The organism is Micromonospora matsumotoense (assembly GCF_050951065.1).
In the GTDB taxonomy this organism is placed as follows: domain Bacteria; phylum Actinomycetota; class Actinomycetes; order Mycobacteriales; family Micromonosporaceae; genus Micromonospora; species Micromonospora matsumotoensis.
This window is the reverse complement of the sequence record NZ_CP192025.1, coordinates 2,434,151-2,456,969: the sequence shown is the minus strand read 5'-3', so window position 1 is coordinate 2,456,969 and position 22,819 is coordinate 2,434,151. Positions and strand designations below refer to the sequence as shown.

Sequence of the window (22,819 nt, the reverse complement as noted above, 5' to 3'; positions counted from 1 at the left end):
GGTAGGGGGTCCCAGTAGGTCGGCCCCGATGTACCCAATCGGTCGGCTCGTCAATCTCTGTCGTGGAGATCGCCGCCGCCGGGTCCCGTCGTCCGGCCGGGTTCTAGGCTGCTCGCATGATCGACGGCGACCGGGAACTCACCGGCCGGGCGGCCATCCTCGCCGCCACCGACCACCACCCGTTCGTACGGCACGCGTTGCGGCGCGACGACCGACCCCGCGCCTGGGTCCGCGACGGCGCGGTGGCCTGGGTGCTCCCGACGGCGGAGAACGGCCGGGCGGGTGGGGTGGTCGGTCCGGTCGACGCGGCGTTGGCGCTGGTCGCGGCGTTGGTCGCCGACGGCGTGGTCCGGCCGGGGCAGTACCTGCAACTGCCCCGGGCCGACCGGTCGCTGCTGGTCGGCCGGTTCGGCGCGACCCGGATCGACGACTGGGAATTCCTCTGGACCACCACCGGCCCACCCCGGCAATCCGGGCAGGAGCGGGTGGTCCGCCTCGGCCCGGCGGACCACCCGGCACTGTCCGCGCTGATCGACGACGCCTTCCCCACCACCTCGTCGCGCCCCGGGGACACGACGGTCGTCGACTGGTACGGCATCTGGGACGCCGACCGCCTGGTCGCCTGCGGGGCGGACCGCAGTCGCGGCGACATCGGCTTCCTCGCCGGGCTGACCGTGGCCCCCGACCGGCGGGGGCGAGGGCTGGGCGCGGCGCTGACCGCCGGGATGACCCGGGCCCTGCTCACCCGGTACGACCATGTCGGGCTCGGCGTCTACGCCGACAACCTCGCCGCGCTGCGGCTCTACCGCCGGCTCGGCTTCACCGGCACCCTACGGCGCAGCTCGGTGTGGCTCGGCTGAGGCCACCGACCCGGCCGGCTGCACGTCCCGGGGGTCGGCGCCGGCCGACGCGGCCGGAAGTCCGGACCCGGCGGGCGCGGCCGTACCGTTCCCGGGTCCGGCTTCGACCGGGACGTTCCCCGGCTCAGCGTCGACCGGGACGTCCCCGGGCCGGGCTGCGGCCGGGGCGGCCCGTCGGCCGGCCCACCAGGCCGGCAGGTAGAGCGGGGCGGCCACCGCCAGCGCGACCGCGCCGACCACCATCGCGGTGCCGACCCCGTTGCGGTCGGCCAGCGCGGTGAGCAGCACCGCGCCGAGGGCGAACCCGGGCTGTCCCATCATCGAGTTCAGCGAGATGACACTGGTCCGGTAGGGGCCGTCGACCTGCCGGTGCAGCAGCCCCAGGTGCAGCGGGTTGGACGCGCCGTGCACGGCGTAGCAGGCCAGGTAGGCGACCAGCACCCCGACCGGCCCGGCGAGCAGACCCATGCCGAGCACCGTGACGCCCTGCACGATCCGCAGCAGCGCCGCGGCGGGGGCCGCGCCCAGCCAGCGCAGCAGCAACGGGGTCGCCGCCGCCCCGGCCGCCGAGACCAGCCAGGCCGCCGAGTTGGCCGGGCCGAGCAGCGCCGCCGCCCGTTCGGGGTCACCGACCACGTCGGCGAGCCGGATCGGCAGCAACGACTCGAAGGTGACCATGCCGAAGCCCCAGAACAGCTCCACCGACACCAGGGCGAGCAGCACCCGGGAGCGGCGCAGCAAGCCGACGGCCTGCCCGACCATCCGGGGTGCCGCCGCGACCGAGGCGCGCAGCGTGCCGGGGCCCCGGGCCGGGCCGGTCTCGACCAGCAGGAACAGCAGGACGACCAGGGCCACCGCCTGCAGGGCGGCGGCGACCAGCACCGGCACGGTCAGGGCGCTGACCGGCCCGACCGGCCCGAGCGCGATGAGGCCGCCGCTGAGCAGCGCGCCACCGGCGATGGTGACGCCGGCGACGGTGCCGGCGAAGCCGAGGCCGGGCTCGTAGTCGGTGTCCGGGTCAGCGGCCAGGGTGGACTCGACGTACCAGGAATCGAGCGGGCCGCTGTCGAGCGCCCGGTAGACCCCTTGCAGGGCCCAGACCAGGAAGAACAGCGCGAAGGAGTCGGCGACTGCGAACAGGCCGAGGGAGAGCAGGCTGACCGCCCAGGCGGTGACCAGGACGATCCGGCTGCCGAGCGCGTCGGCCAGGCCGCCGGTCGGCAGCTCCAGCGCCAGCACGACCAGGCCCTGCGCGGTGGAGACCAGGCCGATCTGGGTCAGCGACAGGCCGCGTTCCTGCATCAGCAGGATCATCACCGGGATGGTCAGGCCGGTGGGCAGCCAGCGCAGGCCGTAGAGGGTGAGGTAGCGCAACCGCACCTGACGTACGGTCAGCGCGCCCATCACCGCTGCTCGATCATCGGGAACGCGGCCACGAAGACGTGCACCCGCTCGGCGTCCGGCTGCGCCGGATCCGCCTCGGTGCGGTAGCGCTCCAGCACCCGCCACAGCTCGTCTTCGAGGGCCTGGAGCCGGTCGGCCGGGAGGCTGAGGAAGGCGTCGCTCATCCCGAACGCGTCCCGCCAGGCCGGTGACCAGTCCTGCTGGACGGCGAACCAGCGTTCGGCCCGCTCGGCCAGCAGGCGCACCTGGTCGCCCTGGATCCACTCGATCGCGGCCCGGGCGTCGGGGTCGTCGTCGAAGTCGCTCGGCTCCCAGTCGGTCACCTCGTGCGCGGCCCGCCACCAGCGCTGCCGCCCGGTGCCCCGGTCCGGGTCCTCGACCACCAGCCCCACGTCGGCGAGCTGGCGCAGGTGGTAGCTGGTGGCGCCGGTGTTGGTGCCGAGCAGCCCGGCGAGGGTGGTGGCGGTGGCCGGCCCCTGCACCCGCAGCGCGCCGAGCAGCCGCAGCCGCAGCGGGTGGGCCAGGACGCGGACCTGCCGGTGGTCGATCCGGACGGAGCTGGTCGCGGGTCGCCCGCCGGTGTCGTCGTTCTCCATGCATGCACAATAACTGTGCACAGAAGCTATGCACAAGTTTTGTGCATAGCTTCTGTGCAGTCGCGGTGCGGGCTCCGGCTCAGCGTCCATCTCTGCCCGGCCGACCCCGACGGCTGATGGTCAGCCGGCGAGCAGCTCGGTCACACCGCGCAGTCGGGTCCGCAGCAGGGCGGTGGCGCGGGACGAGTCCAGCCGCACGTCGGTGGGACGCCGCGGCCCGGCCGCCGTGGTCGTGGTGGTCGTCATCCCGGCCGGATCGATCCCGTACCGACGGGCCACCAGCAGCCCCAGCCCGGCCCGGCTGACCGGCTCCGGGCCGGCCACGTTGAGCGGGCCGGCGACGGCCGAGCCGGCCAACTCCAGCGCCGCGCCCGGGTCGACCACCCGTACGGCGGTCTCCGCCGCCGCCTTCGCCGCACCGTAGGGATGCACCGGGGTCGGCACGTCGTCGTCGAGACAGGGGATCGGACGCCCGGCGTGCAGCGCATCGCTGGACAGGTGCACCAACCGCGCCCCGACCTAGCGATCAAGAGGTTCACGTCACCTCACTGCGTGATGATGACGTGAACCTCTTGATCAACGATCCGGGGTAGGACCCGGGCGGGGCCGGGTGGGGTGGGGGTTAGACCGGATCGGTTACCGGGGCGGCGGGGCCGGCGGTGCCGGGGGAGGCGGTCGGGGCCTTGGGCTTGGCGTCGATGCCGGCCTCGGTGCGTTGCTGGGTGGTGATCGGGGTCGGGGCACCGGTCAGCGGGTCGAAGCCGCCCCGGGTCTTCGGGAAGGCGATCACCTCACGGATCGAGTCGGCCCCGGCGAGCAGCATGCAGACCCGGTCCCAGCCGAACGCGATGCCGCCGTGCGGCGGGGCGCCGTACTTGAACGCCTCCAGCAGGAAGCCGAACTTGTCCTGCGCCTCCTCCGGGGTGATGCCGAGCAGGTCGAAGACCCGCTGCTGCACGTCGCCCCGGTGGATACGGATCGAGCCGCCGCCGATCTCGTTGCCGTTGCAGACGATGTCGTACGCGTAGGCCAGGGCCCGGTCCGGGGCCTCCTCGAACCGGTCGACCCACTCGGCGTTCGGCGAGGTGAACGGGTGGTGCACGGCCGTCCAGCCGCCCTCGTCCGTGCGCTCGAACATCGGCGCGTCGACCACCCAGCAGAACGCCCAGGCGCTCTCGTCGATCAGCTTGGCCCGCTTGGCGATCTCGATCCGGGCCGCGCCGAGCAGCTCCTGCGCCTCCCGGGTGTCGGTGCTGGCGGCGAAGAACACCGCGTCGCCCGGCTTGGCCCCGACCGCGTCGGCCAGGCCACCCAGGTGCTCGGTGGAGAGGTTCTTGGCCACCGGCCCGCGCGCCTCGCCGGTCTCGGCGTCCAGCACCACGTACGCCAGGCCCCGTGCGCCACGCGCCTTGGCCCAGTCCTGCCAGCCGTCCAGCTCCTTGCGGGTCTGTGCCGCACCGCCCGGCATGACCACCGCGCCGACGTAGCCGCCCGCGTCGATCGACGCGGCGAAGACCCGGAAGGCGGTGCCGCGCAGGTACTCGGTCAGCTCGGTCAGCTCCAGGCCGTAGCGCAGGTCGGGCTTGTCGGAGCCGTACCGGGCCATCGCGTCGTGCCAGGTGATCCGGGGGATCGGCCGGGAGATCTCGTGGTCGGCCAGGTCCTTCCAGAGCGCCGAGACGATCGCCTCGCCGAGGTCGATCACGTCGTCCTCGGTGACGAAGGACATCTCGATGTCGAGCTGGGTGAACTCCGGCTGCCGGTCGGCGCGGAAGTCCTCGTCGCGGTAGCAGCGGGCGATCTGGTAGTACCGCTCCATGCCGCCGACCATCAGCAGCTGCTTGAACAGCTGCGGCGACTGCGGCAGCGCGTACCAGCTGCCCGGCTGGAGCCGGACCGGGACCAGGAAGTCGCGGGCACCCTCGGGGGTGGACCGGGTCAGCGTCGGGGTCTCGATCTCCAGGAAGTCCCGCTCGTGCAGCACCCCCCGGGCCAGCTGGTTGGCCCGGGAGCGCAGCCGCAGGGCGTTGGCCGGGCCGCTGCGGCGCAGGTCCAGGTAGCGGTAGCGCAGCCGGATGTCGTCGCCGGCCTCGATCTGGTCGTCCACCGGCAGCGGCAGCGGCGCGGCCTCGGAGAGCACCTCCAGCGCGGCGGCGGTCACCTCGATCTCGCCGGTGGGCAGCTCCGGGTTGTCGTTGCCCTCGGGGCGGCGGGTCACCTCACCGGTGACCTTGACGCAGAACTCGTTGCGCAGCGCGTGCGCGTCCTCCTCGCGGAACACCACCTGGACCACGCCGGAGCCGTCGCGCAGGTCGACGAAGATGACACCGCCGTGGTCGCGCCGGCGGGCCACCCACCCGGCGAGCGTCACCGTGGTGCCGGCGTCCGTCGCGCGCAGGCTGCCGGCGTCATGGGTACGGATCACGACTTGCGTCTCCTCATCTGCGGTACGGCTGTTCCCCCGCATTGTGTCAGCCGCCCGGCCCGCCCGGTTGCGGGGTGAGCAAGGCCCCGGTCGTCCGGCCGGAGACGCGGAACGGGCCGCCGGTGTCCCGGCGGCCCGCTCGCGGAGGGATCGGACGGATCAGATGATGCTGACGCCGTAGACGCTCAACGGCTCGGTGACCGGCTGGAAGTAGGTGGTGCCACCGCGGGTGCAGTTTCCGCTGCCGCCGGAGGTGAGGCCGACCGCGCTGCTGCCGCTGAACAGCGAGCCGCCGCTGTCGCCCGGCTCGGCGCAGACGTTGGTGCGGATCAGGCCGGAGACCGAGCCCTCGGCGTAGTTCACCGTGGCGTTGGTGGCGGTCACCGAGCCGCCCTTGAGGCCGGTGGTGCTGCCGGAGCGCTGCACGCTCTGGCCGACGAAGGCGTTGGCGGCGCCGGTGACGTCCCGGAAGCTGCCGTTGTAGAGCGAGACGTTCCCGGTCGCGTTCGCGGAGTTGCTGTGCCGGACGATGCCGTAGTCGTTGCCCGGGAAGCTGGTGCCGGTGCGGGTGCCGAGCACACTGGTCTGGCCGGAGTTCGAGTACCAGGTCGAGCCGATGTTGGTGCAGTGCCCGGCGGTCAGGAAGAAGGTCTGGCCGGCGCTGTTGCGGACGTTGAAGCCGAGCGAGCAGCGGCCACCGCCGGTGTAGATCGCCTGGCCCCCGGAGATCCGGGTGCTGAGCACGCCGGCCTCGGCCTCGATCCGGACGGCACCGCCGGTGCGCGCGGCTGCGGCCTCGACCTTCGCCAGCTTGGCGCCGGTGACGGTGCTGTCGACCGAGACGACGACCTGGTTGGTGACCGCGTCGGTCCACCAGGCGGTGCCCGGGATCTTGGCCGAGCGCTCCAGCTCGGCGGTGGCGGAGCGGAGCTGGGCCGCGCCCCGGGTGACCAGCTTCGGGGTGGCGCCGGCGGCGCGGACCTGCCGGGCGGCGGCGGAGTCGGTGACCGCGACGACCATCGTGCCGTTGGCGTCGGCGTAGGTGCCGGCGGCACGGTCACCGAGGCGGTCGGCCAGGCTGGCGGCGGCGTCGGGAGATGCGGGCGAGGCGGGGGCCGCCTGGGCGGGTGCGCCCATCAGCGCGCTGGTGACCAGGGTGCCGGCCATAGCGACGGCGGCGACGTGGCGGAGCGATGACCTCGTGGGTCGCATATAACAACCTCCGGAAGGGGGCGACGGGCAGCGTCACGGAGACACACCCGAGGACACCCGGCCGACCTGGGGAAATCGGCCGAGAGACTGAAGTATTCACATATTTAAGATCGTTATCAAGACATGGCTTTGCCCGGATTCACCCCGCCGGTCGATATGACGGTCAGGCAACACCATGGACACATCCATGTCAGACCCTCGCCGGCCTGGCCGAGGCGGCCGGCGGGGACCGCCGTCACCCCTGCCGCCGCCGGGCCTGACCCCTGGGCGAATTCGTCGGGGCGACGACCCTGCCGGACCACCGGCGTGATCACCTCGCCCACCCCGACGAACCATGGTTCGGCCGAGCAGGAGAGGTCACCTTCTACCCGTCACGCACAGTCATCACGGCCCGACCCCACCACCCCCGATCGCCTCCTTTGCTCTGCCGCCCTCCCGGCGACAGTCACGAGGGGTAGCAGGAACACAGATCAACCGTGACGAAAGATCATCACTGGACCGCAGGCCAGGTGGGTGGTGCCGCGATGGCAGCAGAGCAAAGCCCGGTGGAGAGGCATACGGGGGGACATCTTCCAGTCACGGTGCGTCACATGCCGAGAAGGGTCACCTGGTGTTACGGCCCGGATTGCCGGACGAGCCATCCGGCGGGCGGCGAGCAGCGCCGGCACCCGCACACCTGCGGCGGGAGGTGGGCGGCGGTGGTCCAGCCAGCGCCGCGAGGCCCCGGACCGTTCCCGCACCCGCCCCTTGCGGGCAGGTGTGGGAACGGTCCGGGGCAGCCGTTCAGGCGCGGGCGGCCAGCTTGGCGGCCCGGGCGTCGCGCTTCTCCTCGAACCGGGACGCGGCCTGCTCCAGGCCGTCCAGGTGAGCCGCGATCCGGTCCCGGGCGGCCTCACCCTCGGCGTCCAGGCCGGCGACGTTGAACACGTCCCACTGGCGCAGCACCGGGGCCACCACGTCGTCGCGGTGCTGGCGCAGGTCGTAGATGCCGGCCAGGGCGATCGCCACCGACTTGCGGGTGAACCCCTCGATGCCCACGCCGGGCATCTGGAAGTCCCCCAGCACCTCGTCGATCGCCCGCATCGTCTGGTTCGGGGCCACCTCCAGGGCCGCGCCGAGCAGGTTGCGATAGAAGATCATGTGCAGGTTCTCGTCGGCCGCGACCCGGCCCAGCAGCGCCTCGCACACCGGGTCGCCGGTGATCCGGCCGGTGTTGCGGTGCGAGATGCGGGTCGCCAACTCCTGGAACGACACGTACGCCAGCGAGCGCAGCATCGACGAGTCGTGCGAGTTGCTGTAGCCGGCGGTCATGTGCACCATCCGGGCCCGCTCCAGCGCCACCGGGTCGACCGCCCGGGTCACCGTGAGGTAGTCCCGGATGGCGGTGCCGTGCCGCCCCTCCTCGGCCGTCCACCGACCCACCCAGGTCCCCCACGCCCCGTCCGGCCCGAACAGGCTGGCGATCTGGTGGTGGTACGACGGCAGGTTGTCCTCGGTGAGCAGGTTGACGATCAGCGCCGTCCGGGCGATGTCAGGCAGCGTCGAGTCCCCCTCCGACCACGCCTCGCCGCCGAGCGGGCCGTCGAAGGTCCGCCCCTCGCTCCACGGCACGTACTCGTGCGGGAACCACTCCTTGGCCACCGCCAGGTGACGGTCGAGGTTCTTGGCGACCACGGGTTCGAGTTCGTGGAGCAGCGCGGTCTGGCTCAGTTCGGTCACAGGGGCCCCTCCCTACGGTGGCGTAACTTACGCCACCGTAGGTCCCCGTCGGCGTACGCGCCAGTAACTGAGACTCAGCCGACCAGCGGTTTCAGGTCCGCGCGCGGCGGCGTCCACTCCCCGGGTACGGCGTTCACCTGCTCGCCCGAGCGAATGTCCTTGACCTGGTCACCCTCGGCGCCCCGGAACCACACGTACGGGATGCCGCGCCGCTCGGCGTACCGGATCTGCTTGCCGAACTTCGCCGCGTTGGGCGACACCTCGGCGGGAATCCCCCGCGACCGCAGGGCCTCGGCGATCGCGTTGCTGCCCGCCCGCTCCTCCTCGGCACCGACCGCGACCAGCACACAGGTCGGCACGCTGCGCGAGATCGACAACGCCCCGGCCCCGAAGAGCAGCCCGAGCAGCCGGGTCACCCCGATCGAGATGCCGACGCCCGGGTACGACACGGCGCCGGCGCTGGCCAGGTTGTCGTACCGGCCACCGGAGCAGATCGAGCCGAACCGCTCGTAGCCGCGCAACTGCGTCTCGTACACGGTGCCGGTGTAGTAGTCCAGGCCCCGGGCGATCCGCAGGTCGGCGACGCAGAGCCCCGGCGCGTGCGCGGCGGCCGTCTCCACCACCGCGACCAGCTCGGCGATGCCCTCGTCGAGCAGCGGGTCGGTCACCCCGAGGGCGCGCACCGCGTCGGCGAAGGAGGCGTCCGGGGCGGAGATCCCGGCCAGCGCCAGGCACGCCCTGGCCTGCGCCTCGCTCGCCCCGGCCGTCTCGGCCAGCAGCTCGGTCACCTTCGCCGGGCCGATCTTGTCGAGCTTGTCGACCGCGCGCAGCGCCGCCTCCGGGTCGGTCAGCCCGATGCCCCGGTAGAAGCCCTCGCAGATCTTGCGGTTGTTGACCTGGATCAGCACCGGCGGAATGGGCAACGCGCGCAGCGCGTCCCCGATCACCAGCGGCATCTCCGCCTCGTAGTGCGCCGGCAGGGTGTCCCGGTCGACGATGTCGATGTCGGCCTGGAGGAACTCCCGGTAGCGCCCCTCCTGCGGGCGTTCACCCCGCCACACCTTCTGGATCTGGTAGCGGCGGAACGGGAACTGGAGCTTGCCCGCGTTCTCCAGCACGTACCGGGCGAACGGCACGGTCAGGTCGAAGTGCAGGCCGAGCGCGTCGTCACCGGCCGGGCCGTCCGCGTCGGCCTGCAACCGGCGCAGCAGGTAGACCTCCTTGGAGGTCTCCCCCTTACGCAGCAGCTGGTCCAGCGGCTCCACCGACCGGGTCTCCAACGGCGCGAAACCGTACAGCTCGAAGGTCTGCCGGATCCGGTCCAGGACGAACTGCTCGATCATCCGCTGCGACGTGGTCCACTCCGGGAAGCCGGACAGGGGCGTGGGCTTGCTCATGGCGTACTCCTTGCGGGTCCGCGCCGGGCGCGGTGAGATCGGTGGTCCGCGCGCGGCGCGGAGGAGAGGCTAGAGACCGCGGGCGGGCGCGGCCGGGCGTGCGTCGCCGGGGCCCGCCACGTCGACGAGGTACGGGTTGCGCACCCGCTCACGGCCGATGGTGGTCGCCGGGCCGTGGCCGGGCAGCACGACGGTGTCGTCGGCCATCGGGAGGACCTTCTCCCGCAGGCTGGTCAGCATTCGGGGCATGCTGCCGCCGGGCAGGTCGGTGCGGCCGATCGAGCCGGCGAAGAGCACGTCACCGGAGAGGCAGAGCTGCTCCGCCTCCCAGGGCGAGCCGACACCGGGCAACCGGAACAGCACCGACCCGCCGGTATGGCCCGGTGCGTGGTCGACGGTGATCTCCAGGCCGGCCAGCGCCAGCGTCGCCCCGTCGGTCAGCTCCGCCACGTCGTCGGGCTCGGTGTACGGCAGCCGACCGCCGAACAGCGCGGTGAGGTCCATCGAGAGCGCCTTGGTCGGGTCGGCCAGCAACTCCCGGTCCTCCGGGTGCACGTACGCCGGGATGCCGCGCGCGCCGCAGACCGGGGCGACCGAGAAGGTGTGGTCGAGGTGGCCGTGGGTGAGCAGCACGGCGGCCGGGTGCAGGCGGTGCTCGGCGAGCACGGCGTCGAGCCGGTCGAGCACCCCGATGCCGGGGTCGACCACCACGCACTGCTCCCCCGGCGCGGTCGCCACCACGTAGCAGTTGGTGCCGAAGGCGTCCGCGGGAAAGCCGGCCACGAGCACGTCCGCTCCCCTTTCGTTCGAGCCGTCCGTCTCCTGGGCAGCCTAGTCGCCACCGGCGACCCGGTATCCGCGCCCACCCGTCCCAGGGACCCCGTGGAGCACAGTGACGCACTTTGATAAACCCAGCCCGGCCCTCGTACACCACTTTCACAGCAGGTACCCGTACACTCTGGCGGGCGTGTGGCGTGGCGCACCTGCGAACACGGCGGGCGCGCACGGCCCGACCGCCGGTGACGACCAGGGTAGAGGAAGGGGAGCACGGGTGGCTTCCAGCAGGGACCGGCAGCGCAAGCTCGCGCGGGAGAAGCTCGATCGGCAGTTGGCCCGGCGGGCCGTCGCCGCCCGGCGGCGTCGACAGATCCAGGCCGGGGTCGGTGCGGCCGTGGTGCTGGTGCTGATCGTGGCCGGCGCCGCCTGGGGGCTGGGTGCCTTCGACCGGGACCCCGAGCAGAAGGCCGCCGAGGACGTCTGCCTCTGGACGCCGCAGGACGCCGGTGCCAACACCAGCCTCAAGGACGTCGGCACCCCGGCCACCACCGGCCTGCCCACCACCGGGGTACGGACGATGACGATCGACACCGACCAGGGCGGCCCGGTCACCGCCGAGCTGGATCTCGCCGCGGCGCCCTGCGCCGGTGCGAGCATCGCCCACCTGGCCGGGGCGTCGTTCTACGACAACACCAAGTGCCACGAGATCACCGCCGAGGGCGCGCTGCGCTGCGGCGACCCGAGTGGCACCGGCCTGGGCGGCCCCACCTACTCGTTCTACAACGAGAACGTGCCGACCGGGCCCGAGGCGAGCCCCTCGGCCAGCCCGGCCCCCGGGCAGCCGCCGACCTACCCGAAGGGCACGGTCGCGATGATCAGCAACCCGCCGGGTGCCAACGGCAGCCAGTTCCTGCTCTTCTTCAAGGACTTCAGCCCGGCCCAGCCGGCGTACCCGATCATCGGCCGGGTCACCAGCGGGCTGGACGTGGTCGAAAAGATCGGCGCCCTGCCGACCGTGGACAACGGGGCGGGCGCCAAGGTCAAGCCGAAGACCGACGTGGTGATCCGCAAGCTCACCGTCGGCGAGGCGCAGGCCGCGCCGGCTCCGGCGACCGGTTCCCCGGCCGCGTCCCCGGCGGCCAGCCCCAGCGCCGGCTGAGCCGGCCCACCACCCGTACCTGCGGCCACGCCGCGCCAGAGAAAAGCCCAGGAGGAGTGACCGTGACGTCCACGAGAGAGCGGCAGCGCGCGGCGGCGCGGGCCCGACTTGAGCGGGAGATGGCCGAACGCTCGGCCAAGGCCCGCAAGCGCCGGCAGACGCAGGCGATCGTCGGGGCCGCCGCGATCCTGGTGCTCGTGGTCGCCGGCACCGTCTGGTTGGCGGCCAGCCTCGGTGGCGACGACGACGACAGCAAGCAGCAGGCCGCCGGCACCGAGGGCTTCTCGCAGTGCACCTACACCGAGGCGCCCAAGGAGGGCCGGCCCGCCCAGATCAAGGATGTCGGGCTGCCCCCCAACCAGCAGGCCAACAAGGGCACCCAGACGTTGACCCTGGAGACCAACCTGGGCCCGATCGTCGCCAAGCTCGACCGGACGAAGGTGCCCTGCACCGCGGGGAGCTTCACCCACCTGGCCAGCAAGGGGTTCTTCGACAACACGAAGTGCCACCGGCTGGTGACCGAGGGCATCAAGGTGCTCCAGTGCGGTGACCCGAGCGCGACCGGCACCGGCTGGCGGCAGACCGACGGCACCGGCGGGCCGAGCTACGGCCTGGCCGAGGAGAACCTGCCGACCGACAAGCGGCCCCCCTACCCGGAGGGTGTCATCGCGATGGCCAACTCCGGGCAGCCGGGCAGCACCGGCAGCCAGTTCTTCATCGTCTACGGCGACTCGCAGCTCGACGCGAAGTACACCGTGCTGGGCACCGTCACCTCCGGCATGGACCTGGTCAAGCAGGTCGGCGCGGCCGGCGACGACAAGGCGTACGCCCAGCAGGCCGGGGGTGGCCACCCCAAGAAGGAGGTCACCATCACCAAGCTGACCATGAGCGACATCGAGGGCTGACCCCTCCGGTACGACGAAGCGCCCGCCGGCTGAGCCGGCGGGCGCTTTCGTGACCTCGGTGTCGGAACGGCTCCCGGAGACCTACGCACGGCTCTCCGGGAGCCGGGTGGGCCGCCTACCGGGGTCCCTGGCCCGTCAGGCGCCGGAGGTGACCCGGTAGGCGTCGAAGACCCCGTCGACCTTGCGGACGGCGGCCAGCAGGTGCCCCAGGTGCTTCGGATCGGCCATCTCGAAGCTGAACCGGCTCACCGCCACCCGGTCCCGGGTGGTGGTGACCGTCGCCGACAGGATGTTGACCCGCTCCTCGGAGAGCACCCGGGTGACGTCGGCCAGCAGCTTGTGCCGGTCGAGGGCCTCCACCTGGATGGCCACCAGGAACGTGGAGGCGGAGGTGAGCTTCCAACTGACCTCCACCACCCGCTCGGCCTGAGCCCGCAGGTCCTCGGCGTTGGCGCAGTCGTCGCGGTGCACGCTGACCCCGCCGGAGCGGGTGACGAACCCGAAGACCGAGTCCGGGGGCACCGGCGTGCAGCACCGGGCCAGCTTGATCCAGACGTCGCTGACGCCCCGCACCACCACGCCGGGATCGCTGCTGTTCTGCCGGCTGTGCGGCGGGCGGGTGGCGACGGCGGTCTCGGCGATGTCCTCCGCCGCGCCCTCCTCGCCGCCGTACGCGGCCATCAGCTTCTGCACCACCGACTGCGCCGACACCTGACTGTCGCCGACCGCCGCATAGAGCGAGGCGACGTCGGCGAGGTGCAGGTCCCGGGCGATCGCCATCAACGCGTCGGAGGTGAGCATCCGCTGCAACGGCATGCCCTGCTTGCGCATCGCCTTGACGATCGAGTCCTTGCCGGCCTCGATCGCCTCCTCGCGCCGCTCCTTGTTGAAGTACTGGCGGATCTTGGTACGCGCCCGGGGGCTCTTGACGAAACTCAGCCAGTCCTGCGTCGGGCCGGCCGTGTCGGACTTCGAGGTGAAGATCTCGATCACGTCGCCGTTGGACAGCGTCGACTCCAACGGCACCAGCTTGCCGTTGACCCGCGCCCCGATGCACTTGTGCCCCACCTCGGTGTGCACCGCGTAGGCGAAGTCCACCGGCGTCGACCCGGTCGGCAGCGGGATGACGTCCCCCTTGGGGGTGAAGACGTACACCTCCTGGCTGGACAGGTCGAAACGCAGCGCGTCGAGGAACTCCGACGGGTCGGCCGCCTCCCGCTGCCAGTCCAGCAACTGCCGCAGCCAGGTCATCTCGTCGATGTGCGCCGGCGGGCCGACGATCTGGGTGCCCTTGTGCTCCTTGTACTTCCAGTGCGCGGCGATGCCGAACTCGGCGGTGCGGTGCATCGCGTAGGTGCGGATCTGCATCTCCACCGGCTTGCCGGTGGGCCCGATGACCGTCGTGTGCAACGACTGGTACATGTTGAACTTGGGCATCGCGATGTAGTCCTTGAACCGACCCGGCACCGGCTGCCAGTTGGCGTGGATGACCCCCAGCGCCGCGTAGCAGTCCCGCACCGTGTCGACCAGGATCCGCACCCCGATCAGGTCGTAGATGTCGTTGAAGTCGCGACCCCGCACGATCATCTTCTGGTAGATCGAGTAGAGGTGCTTCGGCCGGCCGGTCGTCTCGGCCTTGATCTTGGCGGCCTTGAGGTCGGTGCCGACCTTCTGGGTGACCTGCTTGAGCAGCGACTCCCGCTGCGGCTGGTGCTCCCCGATCAGCCGCAGGATCTCCTCGTAGCGCTTGGGGAACAGGGTGCCGAAGGCCAGGTCCTCCAGCTCCCACTTGATCGTGTTCATGCCGAGGCGGTGGGCCAGCGGGGCCAGGATCTCCAGCGTCTCCTTGGCCTTCTGCTCGCGCTTGGGCGCCGGCAGGAAGGAGAGCGTCCGCATGTTGTGCAGCCGGTCGGCCAGCTTGATCACCAGGACCCGTGGGTCCTTCGCCATCGCCACGACCATCTTGCGGATCGTCTCCGCCTTGGCCGCGTCGCCCAGCTTGACCTTGTCGAGCTTCGTCACGCCGTCGACGAGCAGGGTGACCTCGGGACCGAAGTCGGCCCGCATCTGGTCGAGGGTGTACTCGGTGTCCTCGATGGTGTCGTGCAGCAGCGCCGCCACCAGCGTGGTGGTGTCCATCCCCAGGTTGCCCAGGATGGTCGCCACCGCCAGCGGATGGGTGATGTACGGGTCGCCGGACTTGCGGTACTGACCGGAGTGCCAACGCGCGGCCATGTCGAAGGCCCGCTGGAGCAGCCGGGCGTCCGCCTTGGGGTGGTTTTCCCGGTGGCTGGCGATCAGCGGTTCGAGCACCTCGCTGACCTGGGAACTCTGCCAGGGGGCGTTGAACCGGGCCAGCCGTGCCCGCACCCGACGCCCGGTCGGCGCGTTGGACAGCGCGAAACCGGCGCTGGGCGACGGATCGTCGTCGGGCGACGACTCCACGACCATGCCGTCGGGCGCGGCACCGGGGTCGTCGCCGACCCCCGCCGGGCCGGCCGGTGGATCGTTCTTCCGATCGGTCACCGTGCCGTCAGCGTCGCCTGTCGGGTGCACCGTGCCCTCCACCGGAGGGACGACATCGTGGGACACCGGCCTCCTCACCGATCGCCGGGACCAACGCCGGCCGTGCGGCCGACGCCTGTCTTCCAACCGGCCGTCGCGCCGGCGTGTTCCCATCGGCCGCCGTCGGGGCCGATGGCGTTACCCGCCGACCCCCGGTCGACGCCCTACCTGCCGCCCGGACGGGTGATCGCCCGGTCAGCAATGGGCAATGCTACCCGCACGGTAGGTGCCGTGCCGCTCCGCCGGACGGTCCGTCCCAGGTCGTCGGGACGACCGGGGCGTCACACGGTCAGCAGGGCATGGACCGCCCGCCCGGCCAGCCGCTCCCGCCCACCCAGGAAACCCAACTCCAGCAGTACGGTGAACCCGGCCACCGTGCCACCGGCCCGCTCGACCAGGTCGAGGGTCGCCTCGGCGGTGCCTCCGGTGGCCAGCACGTCGTCGACCACCAGCACCCGGTGCCCGGCGGTGAAGGCGTCCTGGTGCACCTCCAGCGTCGCCTCGCCGTACTCCAGGGCGTAGGAGGCCGAGTACGCCGGCCGGGGCAGCTTGCCCGCCTTGCGCACCGGCACCACCCCCAACCCGGTCGCGTACGCGATCGCGGCGGCGATCACGAAGCCCCGGGCCTCGATGCCGACCACGATGTCGAAGCTGTCCCGCCCGTGGTGGTCGATGATGCCGTCGATCACCTCACGGAACACGTCACCGTCGGCGAACAACGGCATCAGGTCCTTGAACATGACCCCGGGCTTGGGGAAGTCCGGCACGTCCAGCACCCGGCTGGCGACCAGCCGGGCCGCCTCCGGGCCGCTGTCTCCGCGTACCCCGGTGCTGTGGGTCTCCGTCACGGTGGTCGGTTCTCCTTCGATACGACGACGGCGTCCGTCATGCTGCTCGCACAGCATGGCGGACGCCGTCGACTCGGCGTGTGGCGGGTCGCCTGTCGGTCAGCGCCGCTTCGCGCCACCGGGCCGGTTGCCTCCGCCGCCGCTGGGGCGACCGCCCCGGGCACCGGTTGCCCGCTTGGCCGCCGGCCGGGAACCGACCTTCGGCGCGCTGCCGGCCAGGGCCGCCGCCTCGGGGTCGATCGGCTCGTCGGCAGCGTCGTCGGCGGCCGACGCCCGGGCCGCGCCGCGCGGGGCGATCTCGCCCCGGGCGATCGCGCCCCGCCGGGCCAGCACCCGCTTGGTGTGCGCCTCGATCCGCGGGTCCTTGTTCTTGAGCAGCACCAGCAGCGGGGTGGAGAGCAGGATCGAGGTCAGGAACGCCATCGCCATACCGACGAAGAGCACCAGGCCCAGGTCCTTCAGGGTGCCCGCGCCGAGCAGGCCGGCACCGATGAAGAGCAGACCGCCGACCGGGAGCAGGGCGACCACCGAGGTGTTCAACGACCGCATCAGGCTCTGGTTGAGCGCCAGGTTGGCCGCCTCGCCGTAGGTCTGGTTGTTGTTGGCGGTGATGCCCCGGGTGTTCTCCTGGACCTTGTCGAAGACCACCACCACGTCATAGAGCGCGAAGCCCAGGATGGTGAGGAACCCGATGATCGTCGACGGGGTGACCTCGAAGCCGACCAGCGAGTAGACGCCGGCGGTGAGGATCAGGTTCATGAACAGCGAGATGATCGCGGCGACCGCCATCCGCCACTCGAACCGCAGCACCAGGTAGGCCGCCACCACCAGGACGAAGATGATCAGGCCGAGCAGCGCCCGGGAGGTCACCTGACTGCCCCACGCCTCGCTGACCTGGCTGCCGCTGATCTGGTCGGCGTTGATGCCGAACCCCTGCGCCATCTCGGCCTTGACCGCGTTGGCCTGGTCGGCGCTGAGCTGCGAGGTGCGCAGCTCGTAGTACTCACCGCTGGTGCTGCCGACCTTCTGCGCGGTCACCACCTCGGCGCCGCCGCCCTCGGCCGCCAACGCGTCGTTGACCTTGGCCTCGGCCTGTTCCAGGGTGCCGACGCTGGCCGGCACCTGGAACGAGTTGCCGCCGGCGAACTCGATGCCCAGGCTGAACCGGTTGACCGCGAAGCTGAGCACGGCGACCAGCACCAGCGCTCCGGCGACCGCGAACCACAGCTTGCGCCGGCCGACGATGTTGAGACCGGCCTCGCCCCGGTAGAGCCGGGACGCCAGACCACTCTTAGCCATGTCAGGCCTCCTTGACGCGCGAGTTGCGGGCGGTGCCCGGGTCGGCCGACCGGGGCGGTAGGGCCCGACCGAGGCCACTGACCCGGGGCGACAGGAACGCCGGGGTCCGGGCGAACATCGTCATGATCGGATGCCGGAAGAGGAAGACGACCACCAGGTCGAGCACGGTCGCCAGGCCGAGGGCGAAGGCGAAGCCCTTCACCGTGCCGACCGAGACGATGTAGAGCACCACGGCGGACATCAGGGTGATCGCGTTCGCCGAGACGATCGTCCGGCGGGCCCGGATCCAGGCCCGGGGCACCGCGCTGCGTGGGCTGCGCCCCTCTCGGATCTCGTCCTTGAGTCGCTCGAAGTAGATGACGAACGAGTCCGCCGCCACACCGAGTGAGACGATCATGCCGGCGATGCCGGCGAGGGTGAGGGTGAAGCCGATCGACCGGCCGAGCACCACCAGCGCGCCGAAGACGAGCAGCGCGGAGAGCACCAGGCTCAGGAAGATGACCGAGCCGAGCAGCCGGTAGTAGAAGAACGAGTAGACGATGACCAGCAGCATGCCGATGCCCGCGGCCAGCAGGCCGGCCCGCAGGTGGCTGTCGCCCAGCGTCGCGGTGACGTTCTGCTGCTCCTGCGGCACGAAGGTGACCGGCAGCGCGCCGTAGCGCAGCTGGCTGGCCAGGGCGTTCGCCGACGTGTTGTCGAAGCTGCCGGTGATCTGCGAGTCGCCGGTCAGCACGCCCTGGATCTCGGGCGAGGAGACGATCTCGTTGTCCAGCACCACCGCCACCCGGCACTTGCCGTCCTGGCCCAGGGCCGTCTGGTCGCATGCGCCACCGGTGTTGCCGAACGCCTCCCGGGTCAGCTCGGTCCACTTGGACTGGCCGTCGCCGGTGAAGTTCAGGCTGACCACCCAGGTGCTGGCCTGGTCGAGGACCGCGTTGGCGTCCTTGACGTCGGTGCCGAGCACCTTGGCCTGGTCGAGCAGGTACTTGGCGGCACCGCCCTCACAGGCGACCGCCTGCTGCTTCTCGTCCTTGATCGACGCGGGGGGCCGCTTGTCGAGCTGCGCGCAGGTGATGGTCGGCACGTTGAACTGCATCTGCGGGGTCAGCACCGCGATCTCCTGCGGGGAGAGCGTGCCGAACGGCTTGAGCGTCTCCGCCAGGGCCGGGTTGGTGGCCAGGTCGGCCGGAGCCTGGAGCCCGCTCGCGGCGGCCCAGGCCGGCGCGCCGACCTTCTTCTCGACGGCCTTGCGCTGCTCCTCGATGCTCTGCGACACCGGTGCCTCGCTGGCGCTGGGCGAGGCGGCCGGGGCGCTCGGCGAGGCCGACCCGGACGGGGTGGCGCTCGCGCTGGCGCTCGGCGCGGGGGCGCCACCGCCCTGCCCACCGGCGCTCGGCGAGCCGGTCACCTTCGGCGACGCACTCCCGGAGGCCTTCGGCGAGGCGCTGCCGGAGGCCTTCGGCGAGGCGCTGCCCGACGGGGCGGGCGAGACGCTGCCGGACGGGGCCGGGGTCGCCGGGGCGGCGACCGTGCCGCTGCCGTCGGCGGCCTTGAGCACCTTGCGGAAGCGCAGCTCCGCGGCGCTGCCGACGTCGGTCAGCTCCCGGTTCTCACCGGGCAGGGAGATGACGATGTTCCGGTTGCCCTCGGTGACCACCTCGGCCTCGGCCACCCCGTAGGCGTTGACCCGGCTCTCGATGATCTGCCGGGCCTCCTCCAGGTTGGCCGACGTCGGGGGCTTGCCGTCGATGCTGTTGGTCGCCTCCAGCGTCAGCCGGGTGCCACCGATGAGGTCCAGGCCGAGCCGTGGCTCCAGCCGGTCCTTCCAGCCGCCGCTGGCACCGCCCGAGAAGAACACCAAGGAATAGAGGACGACGAAGATGAACCCGAGCACGGCGAGCTGCCGCCCGGGGCGCATCTGTCCCTGAGGTGGTGCCACGGCTGTCTGTCTCCCTGTAACGGTCGCGCCGCCGGCGCAGCGGCGACGAGGTCGGAGCGGGGGTCCCGCCCCGACGTGCTCTGCGCGGACCGCTCCCGACCGTTCGGCACGGCGTACCACCGCCGACGTGGGGGCGTCGGACGGCAGGGCGCGCGTGCCGGCCCCGGGGACCGGCCCACCTATCCAGTTGTCCTGTCACGCCCACCCCGGCGGGGTGGGTGTGACACTCACTCCTTGACGGCTTCCGCGTCCTCGGTGACCGGCTCGTCGACCTCCGGACGCTCGGCCCGGGTGACCACCCGGGCGATGGCCGGCCGGGCATAGCGGGACTGCACGCCGGGGGCCACCTCCAGCAGCACGGTGTCGTCCTCGACGCCCACGACCGCGCCGTAGAGCCCGCCGATGGTGACGACCTCGTCACCGGGGCCGAGCGCGGACTGCATGGCCTCGGCCTCGCGGCGGCGCTTCTGCTGCGGCCGGATCATCATGAAGTACATGACCCCGAAGAGCAGGGCGATCATGATGATCGGCGTCAGGCTGCCGGCGCCTCCGCCGGACTGTGCTGCGTAAAGCACGGTGTGCGACCTTCCCATTGGCCCCCGTCGCGGCGCGGTGCGCGCCGGAGCGGAGGCGGATATTCACATCCTGTACAGACCGCGGCGAGTCTAATCCCTGCACCTGGGAACGCCGAATGCGACGCAGATCACGAACAGATCACGGTGGATCGGGCGCGTTCGAGAACAGATCGGGCACCGCGGGGGCTTCCATGCCAAATGTACCATTTGGCGGCGTACGGCCCAGGTGCCGCCAGGCGGCCTCCGTGGCCACCCGCCCCCGGGGCGTCCGGGCCAGCAGACCGGCCCGGACCAGGAACGGCTCACAGACCTCCTCCACCGTGTCCGGCTGCTCCCCCACCGCCACCGCCAGGGTGGACAGGCCCACCGGCCCGCCCCGGAACGAGTCGACCAGCGCGGTCAGCACCGCCCGGTCCAGCCGGTCCAGGCCCAGGGCGTCCACGTCGTACACGGTCAGGGCGGCGCGGGCGGTCTCCAGGGTGACCACGCCCTCGGCCCGGACCTCGGCGTAGTCGCGCACCCGGCGCAGCAGCCGGTTGGCGATCCGGGGGGTGCCCCGGGACCGGCCGGCGATCTCCACCGCCCCCTCCGGGGTGATCGGCACGCCGAGGATGCGCGCCGACCGGTGCAGCAGCGCCTCCAGGTCGGCCGGGGAGTAGAAGTCGAGGTGCGCGACGAAACCGAACCGGTCCCGCATCGGGCCGGTCAGCAGGCCGGACCGGGTGGTCGCGCCGACCAGGGTGAACGGTTCCACGTCCAGCGGGATGGCCGTCGCCCCCGGCCCCTTGCCGACGATCACGTCGACCCGGAAGTCCTCCATCGCGCTGTAGAGCAGCTCCTCCGCCGGCTTGGCGATCCGGTGGATCTCGTCGATGAACAGCACGTCGCCCTCGGCGAGGCTGGTCAGGATGGCGGCCAGATCGCCGGAGCGCTCGATCACCGGGCCGCTGGTCACCCGGATGCCGGAACCCAGCTCCGCGGCCACGATGTTGGCCAACGTCGTCTTGCCGAGGCCGGGGGGCCCCGACAGGAGGATGTGGTCGGGTGGGGCGCCGCGCCGCATCGCGCCCTGCAACAGCAGGTCGAGCTGGTCGCGGACCCGGTGCTGGGCGATGAACTCGTCCAGCCGCTTCGGCCGGACGCTGACCTCCGCGTCGCGCTCCGCGTCGTCGGCGTACGCGGAGACGAGACCGTCGCCGGTCATGCCGGCCGCCCCGGCCACGACCGTGCCCACCGTCGCACGCCGGTCATCGGGTCCGGCCCAGCAGTCGGATGGCCTGCTTGAGCAGGACCGGCACCGGCGGGGTGGGACCGTCCACGGTCTCCGCCACCGCGGCCACCGCCTGGTCGGCCTGCCCGGCCGTCCAGCCGAGCCCGACCAGCGCCTGACGGACCTGGTCCGGCCAGGCCCCGGCGGTCACCCCGGCCGCGCCGTCGGTGCCGACCGGCACCGGGCCGATCCGGTCGCGCAGCTCCAGGACCAGCCGCTCGGCACCCTTCTTGCCGATCCCCGGGACCCGGGTCAGGGCGGCGGTGTCGGCGTTGGCGATGGCCTTGCGGACCGCGTCGGGGGTGTGCACGGCCAGCACCGCCTGGGCCAGCCGTGGGCCGACCCCGCTGGCCGTCTGGAGCAGCTCGAACAACTGCTTGGCGTCGTCGTCGGCGAAGCCGTAGAGGGTGAGCGAGTCCTCCCGGACCACCAGGCTGGTGGCGAGCCGGGCCGGCTGGCCGACCCGCAGCTCGGCCAGGGTGCCGGGGGCGCACTGCACGGCCAGGCCGATCCCCCCGACCTCCACCACCGCGTGGTCCGGACCGGTCGCGGTCACCGTGCCGCGCACGCTGGCGATCATCGCGCTCCTCCTCGTCGTACCCGGTCGGCGGCCTCGGCCAGCTTGGACCGGGTGCCGCCCCGCCACACGTGGCAGATGGCCAGGGCCAGGGCGTCCGCCGCGTCGGCCGGCTTGGGCGGCTCCGCCAGCCGCAGCAGTCGGGTGACCATGGCGGTCATCTGCTTCTTGTCGGCCTGGCCGGAGCCGGTCACCGCGGCCTTGACCTCGCTCGGCGTGTAGGTCTGCACCGGCAGCCCGGCCCGCGCCCCGGCCAGCACGGCGATCCCGCTGGCCTGGGCGGTGCCCATCACGGTGCGGACGTTGTGCTGGCTGAACACCCGCTCGACGGCGACCGCGTCGGGCCGGTGCTCGGCCACCAGGTCGGTCAACGACCGGTCCAGGTGCAGCAGGCGCAGCGACAGGTCGTCGGCGGGATCGGTGTAGACGACGTAGTAGGCGACCAGCGAGCAGGGGCGGCCCGGCACGCCCTCGACCACGCCGACCCCGCACCGGGTCAGCCCCGGGTCGACGCCCAGCACGCGCACGCCGCCTCCTCCCCGACCCCTCGGCAGTACGTGTGTTCGACACCCTACTGGGCCGCCCCGACGGGCTGGTGAGCGGACACGCCGGCCATCCCCGGCCCCACCGGCGGTGGGGCCGGGGATGGCCGGGGACCTACCCACCGCCGGCCGGCGGTGGTTCAGTCGGCCCGCAGGCCGTCGAGCACGCCGTCGACGACCTTCTCGGGGAGCAGCCGGTCGTCCAGATCCGGGTGCCAGCGCAGCAGTCGCTGGATCAGCATCGGCCCGGTGAGCAGCGCCATCGCCACCTCGATGTCGAGATCGGCGCGCAACTCGCCACTGGCCACGCCCCGGCGGAGCACCTCCCGCATCAGCTTCCGCCGGGGTTCGATGATGTTCTGGTAGAGCTGGAAGTGGTCCGGACTGCGGTTCACCTCGGGCACCAGGCACGGCATGATCCGCTCCGCCCGGGGGTCGATGTTGTGCCCGACGGCCCCGACCAGCAGCACCAGGTCGTCGCGGACGGAGTGCCCGGCGGGTTGCGCGACGACCCCCTTGAGCCGGCGCAGCGCGTCCAGCAGCAGGGCGTCCTTGCCCGGCCAGCGGCGGTAGATGGTGGCCTTGCCCACCCCGGCGCGGGCGGCGATCGCCTCGATCGACAACGCCTCGATGGTGCTGCCCTCGGCGAGCAGGTCGAGAGTGGCCTCGATGATGGCCTCGTCCGCGCGGACGCTCCGCGGTCGCCCGGGCGACCGCGGAGCATCGGCGGTGGGGTTCACGTCAGACATC

At 72.3% G+C, this 22,819-nt stretch carries 20 protein-coding genes; 3 read left to right on the top strand and 17 right to left on the bottom strand.

Annotated features, from left to right (window positions below; all coding sequences use genetic code 11):
• The first annotated feature begins 116 nt into the window (after positions 1–116).
• On the top strand, positions 117–860 hold the full coding sequence (locus ACQP1S_RS10945; protein ID WP_432905855.1) for a GNAT family N-acetyltransferase: 744 nt from the start codon (positions 117–119) through the stop codon (positions 858–860).
• Here the strand turns inward: ACQP1S_RS10945 and ACQP1S_RS10940 are convergent.
• The 8 genes from ACQP1S_RS10940 to ACQP1S_RS10905 all read right to left on the bottom strand — a co-directional run bounded on the left by ACQP1S_RS10940 (position 831) and on the right by ACQP1S_RS10905 (position 10,402).
• Positions 831–2,264 carry an MFS transporter gene (locus tag ACQP1S_RS10940; protein ID WP_432905852.1) on the bottom strand — a complete coding sequence of 478 codons (1,434 nt, stop codon included), beginning with the start codon at positions 2,262–2,264 and terminating at the stop codon, positions 831–833. The genes ACQP1S_RS10945 and ACQP1S_RS10940 overlap by 30 nt on opposite strands.
• Positions 2,264–2,860 carry an ArsR/SmtB family transcription factor gene (locus ACQP1S_RS10935; protein ID WP_432905849.1) on the bottom strand — a complete coding sequence of 199 codons (597 nt, stop codon included), beginning with the start codon at positions 2,858–2,860 and terminating at the stop codon, positions 2,264–2,266. The genes ACQP1S_RS10940 and ACQP1S_RS10935 overlap by 1 nt, the downstream gene beginning before the upstream one ends.
• Positions 2,861–2,980: 120 nt before the next feature.
• Positions 2,981–3,364 carry a hypothetical protein gene (locus ACQP1S_RS10930; RefSeq protein WP_432905846.1) on the bottom strand — a complete coding sequence of 128 codons (384 nt, stop codon included), beginning with the start codon at positions 3,362–3,364 and terminating at the stop codon, positions 2,981–2,983.
• Between the two features lie 118 nt (positions 3,365–3,482).
• Positions 3,483–5,285 carry an aspartate--tRNA ligase gene (aspS, locus tag ACQP1S_RS10925; protein ID WP_432905844.1) on the bottom strand — a complete coding sequence of 601 codons (1,803 nt, stop codon included), beginning with the start codon at positions 5,283–5,285 and terminating at the stop codon, positions 3,483–3,485.
• A gap of 159 nt (positions 5,286–5,444) precedes the next feature.
• Positions 5,445–6,497 carry a S1 family peptidase gene (locus tag ACQP1S_RS10920; protein WP_432905841.1) on the bottom strand — a complete coding sequence of 351 codons (1,053 nt, stop codon included), beginning with the start codon at positions 6,495–6,497 and terminating at the stop codon, positions 5,445–5,447.
• 783 nt (positions 6,498–7,280) lie between these two features.
• Positions 7,281–8,216: an acyl-ACP desaturase gene (locus ACQP1S_RS10915; protein WP_091246356.1), complete on the bottom strand. Its 936-nt coding sequence runs from the start codon at positions 8,214–8,216 to the stop codon at positions 7,281–7,283.
• A 74-nt stretch (positions 8,217–8,290) separates the two neighbouring features.
• Complete coding sequence (hisS, locus tag ACQP1S_RS10910; protein WP_432905838.1) at positions 8,291–9,613, bottom strand: histidine--tRNA ligase; 1,323 nt, start codon at positions 9,611–9,613, stop codon at positions 8,291–8,293.
• 69 nt (positions 9,614–9,682) lie between these two features.
• Positions 9,683–10,402 (bottom strand): MBL fold metallo-hydrolase, encoded by a 720-nt coding sequence (locus ACQP1S_RS10905; RefSeq protein WP_091246360.1) that lies wholly within the window; start codon positions 10,400–10,402, stop codon positions 9,683–9,685.
• Positions 10,403–10,664: 262 nt separating this feature from the next.
• On the opposite strand from ACQP1S_RS10905, the gene ACQP1S_RS10900 reads away from it, so the two are divergent.
• On the top strand, positions 10,665–11,549 hold the full coding sequence (locus ACQP1S_RS10900; protein ID WP_363668683.1) for a peptidylprolyl isomerase: 885 nt from the start codon (positions 10,665–10,667) through the stop codon (positions 11,547–11,549).
• Between the two features lie 62 nt (positions 11,550–11,611).
• Positions 11,612–12,454, top strand: coding sequence for a peptidylprolyl isomerase (locus ACQP1S_RS10895; protein WP_432905834.1), 843 nt, complete (start codon positions 11,612–11,614; stop codon positions 12,452–12,454).
• Positions 12,455–12,589: 135 nt separating this feature from the next.
• Here ACQP1S_RS10895 and ACQP1S_RS10890 read toward each other — a convergent pair whose 3' ends face one another.
• The 9 genes from ACQP1S_RS10890 to ACQP1S_RS10850 all read right to left on the bottom strand — a co-directional run bounded on the left by ACQP1S_RS10890 (position 12,590) and on the right by ACQP1S_RS10850 (position 22,818).
• Positions 12,590–15,022, bottom strand: a complete 2,433-nt coding sequence (locus ACQP1S_RS10890) for a RelA/SpoT family protein (protein ID WP_432907961.1) — start codon at positions 15,020–15,022, stop codon at positions 12,590–12,592.
• Positions 15,023–15,300: 278 nt separating this feature from the next.
• The gene (locus ACQP1S_RS10885; RefSeq protein WP_091246369.1) at positions 15,301–15,867 is read right to left on the bottom strand and encodes an adenine phosphoribosyltransferase; all 567 of its coding nucleotides are present in this window, start codon (positions 15,865–15,867) and stop codon (positions 15,301–15,303) included.
• A 99-nt stretch (positions 15,868–15,966) separates the two neighbouring features.
• Entirely contained in the window at positions 15,967–17,166 is a 1,200-nt protein-coding gene (gene secF / locus ACQP1S_RS10880; protein WP_432905831.1) for a protein translocase subunit SecF, read from the bottom strand.
• Position 17,167: 1 nt separating this feature from the next.
• Complete coding sequence (secD, locus tag ACQP1S_RS10875) at positions 17,168–19,105, bottom strand: protein translocase subunit SecD (RefSeq protein WP_432905828.1); 1,938 nt, start codon at positions 19,103–19,105, stop codon at positions 17,168–17,170.
• Between the two features lie 227 nt (positions 19,106–19,332).
• The gene (yajC, locus tag ACQP1S_RS10870; protein WP_091246376.1) at positions 19,333–19,698 is read right to left on the bottom strand and encodes a preprotein translocase subunit YajC; all 366 of its coding nucleotides are present in this window, start codon (positions 19,696–19,698) and stop codon (positions 19,333–19,335) included.
• 121 nt (positions 19,699–19,819) lie between these two features.
• Entirely contained in the window at positions 19,820–20,884 is a 1,065-nt protein-coding gene (gene ruvB, locus ACQP1S_RS10865) for a Holliday junction branch migration DNA helicase RuvB (RefSeq protein WP_067307871.1), read from the bottom strand.
• Between the two features lie 43 nt (positions 20,885–20,927).
• A complete protein-coding gene (gene ruvA / locus ACQP1S_RS10860; RefSeq protein WP_432905825.1) occupies positions 20,928–21,530 on the bottom strand; it encodes a Holliday junction branch migration protein RuvA in 603 nt (200 codons plus the stop codon).
• Entirely contained in the window at positions 21,527–22,054 is a 528-nt protein-coding gene (gene ruvC, locus ACQP1S_RS10855) for a crossover junction endodeoxyribonuclease RuvC (protein WP_218108214.1), read from the bottom strand. The genes ruvA and ruvC overlap by 4 nt, the downstream gene beginning before the upstream one ends.
• A 155-nt stretch (positions 22,055–22,209) precedes the next feature.
• Positions 22,210–22,818, bottom strand: coding sequence for a TetR/AcrR family transcriptional regulator (locus ACQP1S_RS10850; protein WP_432905822.1), 609 nt, complete (start codon positions 22,816–22,818; stop codon positions 22,210–22,212).
• Position 22,819: the final 1 nt, after the last annotated feature.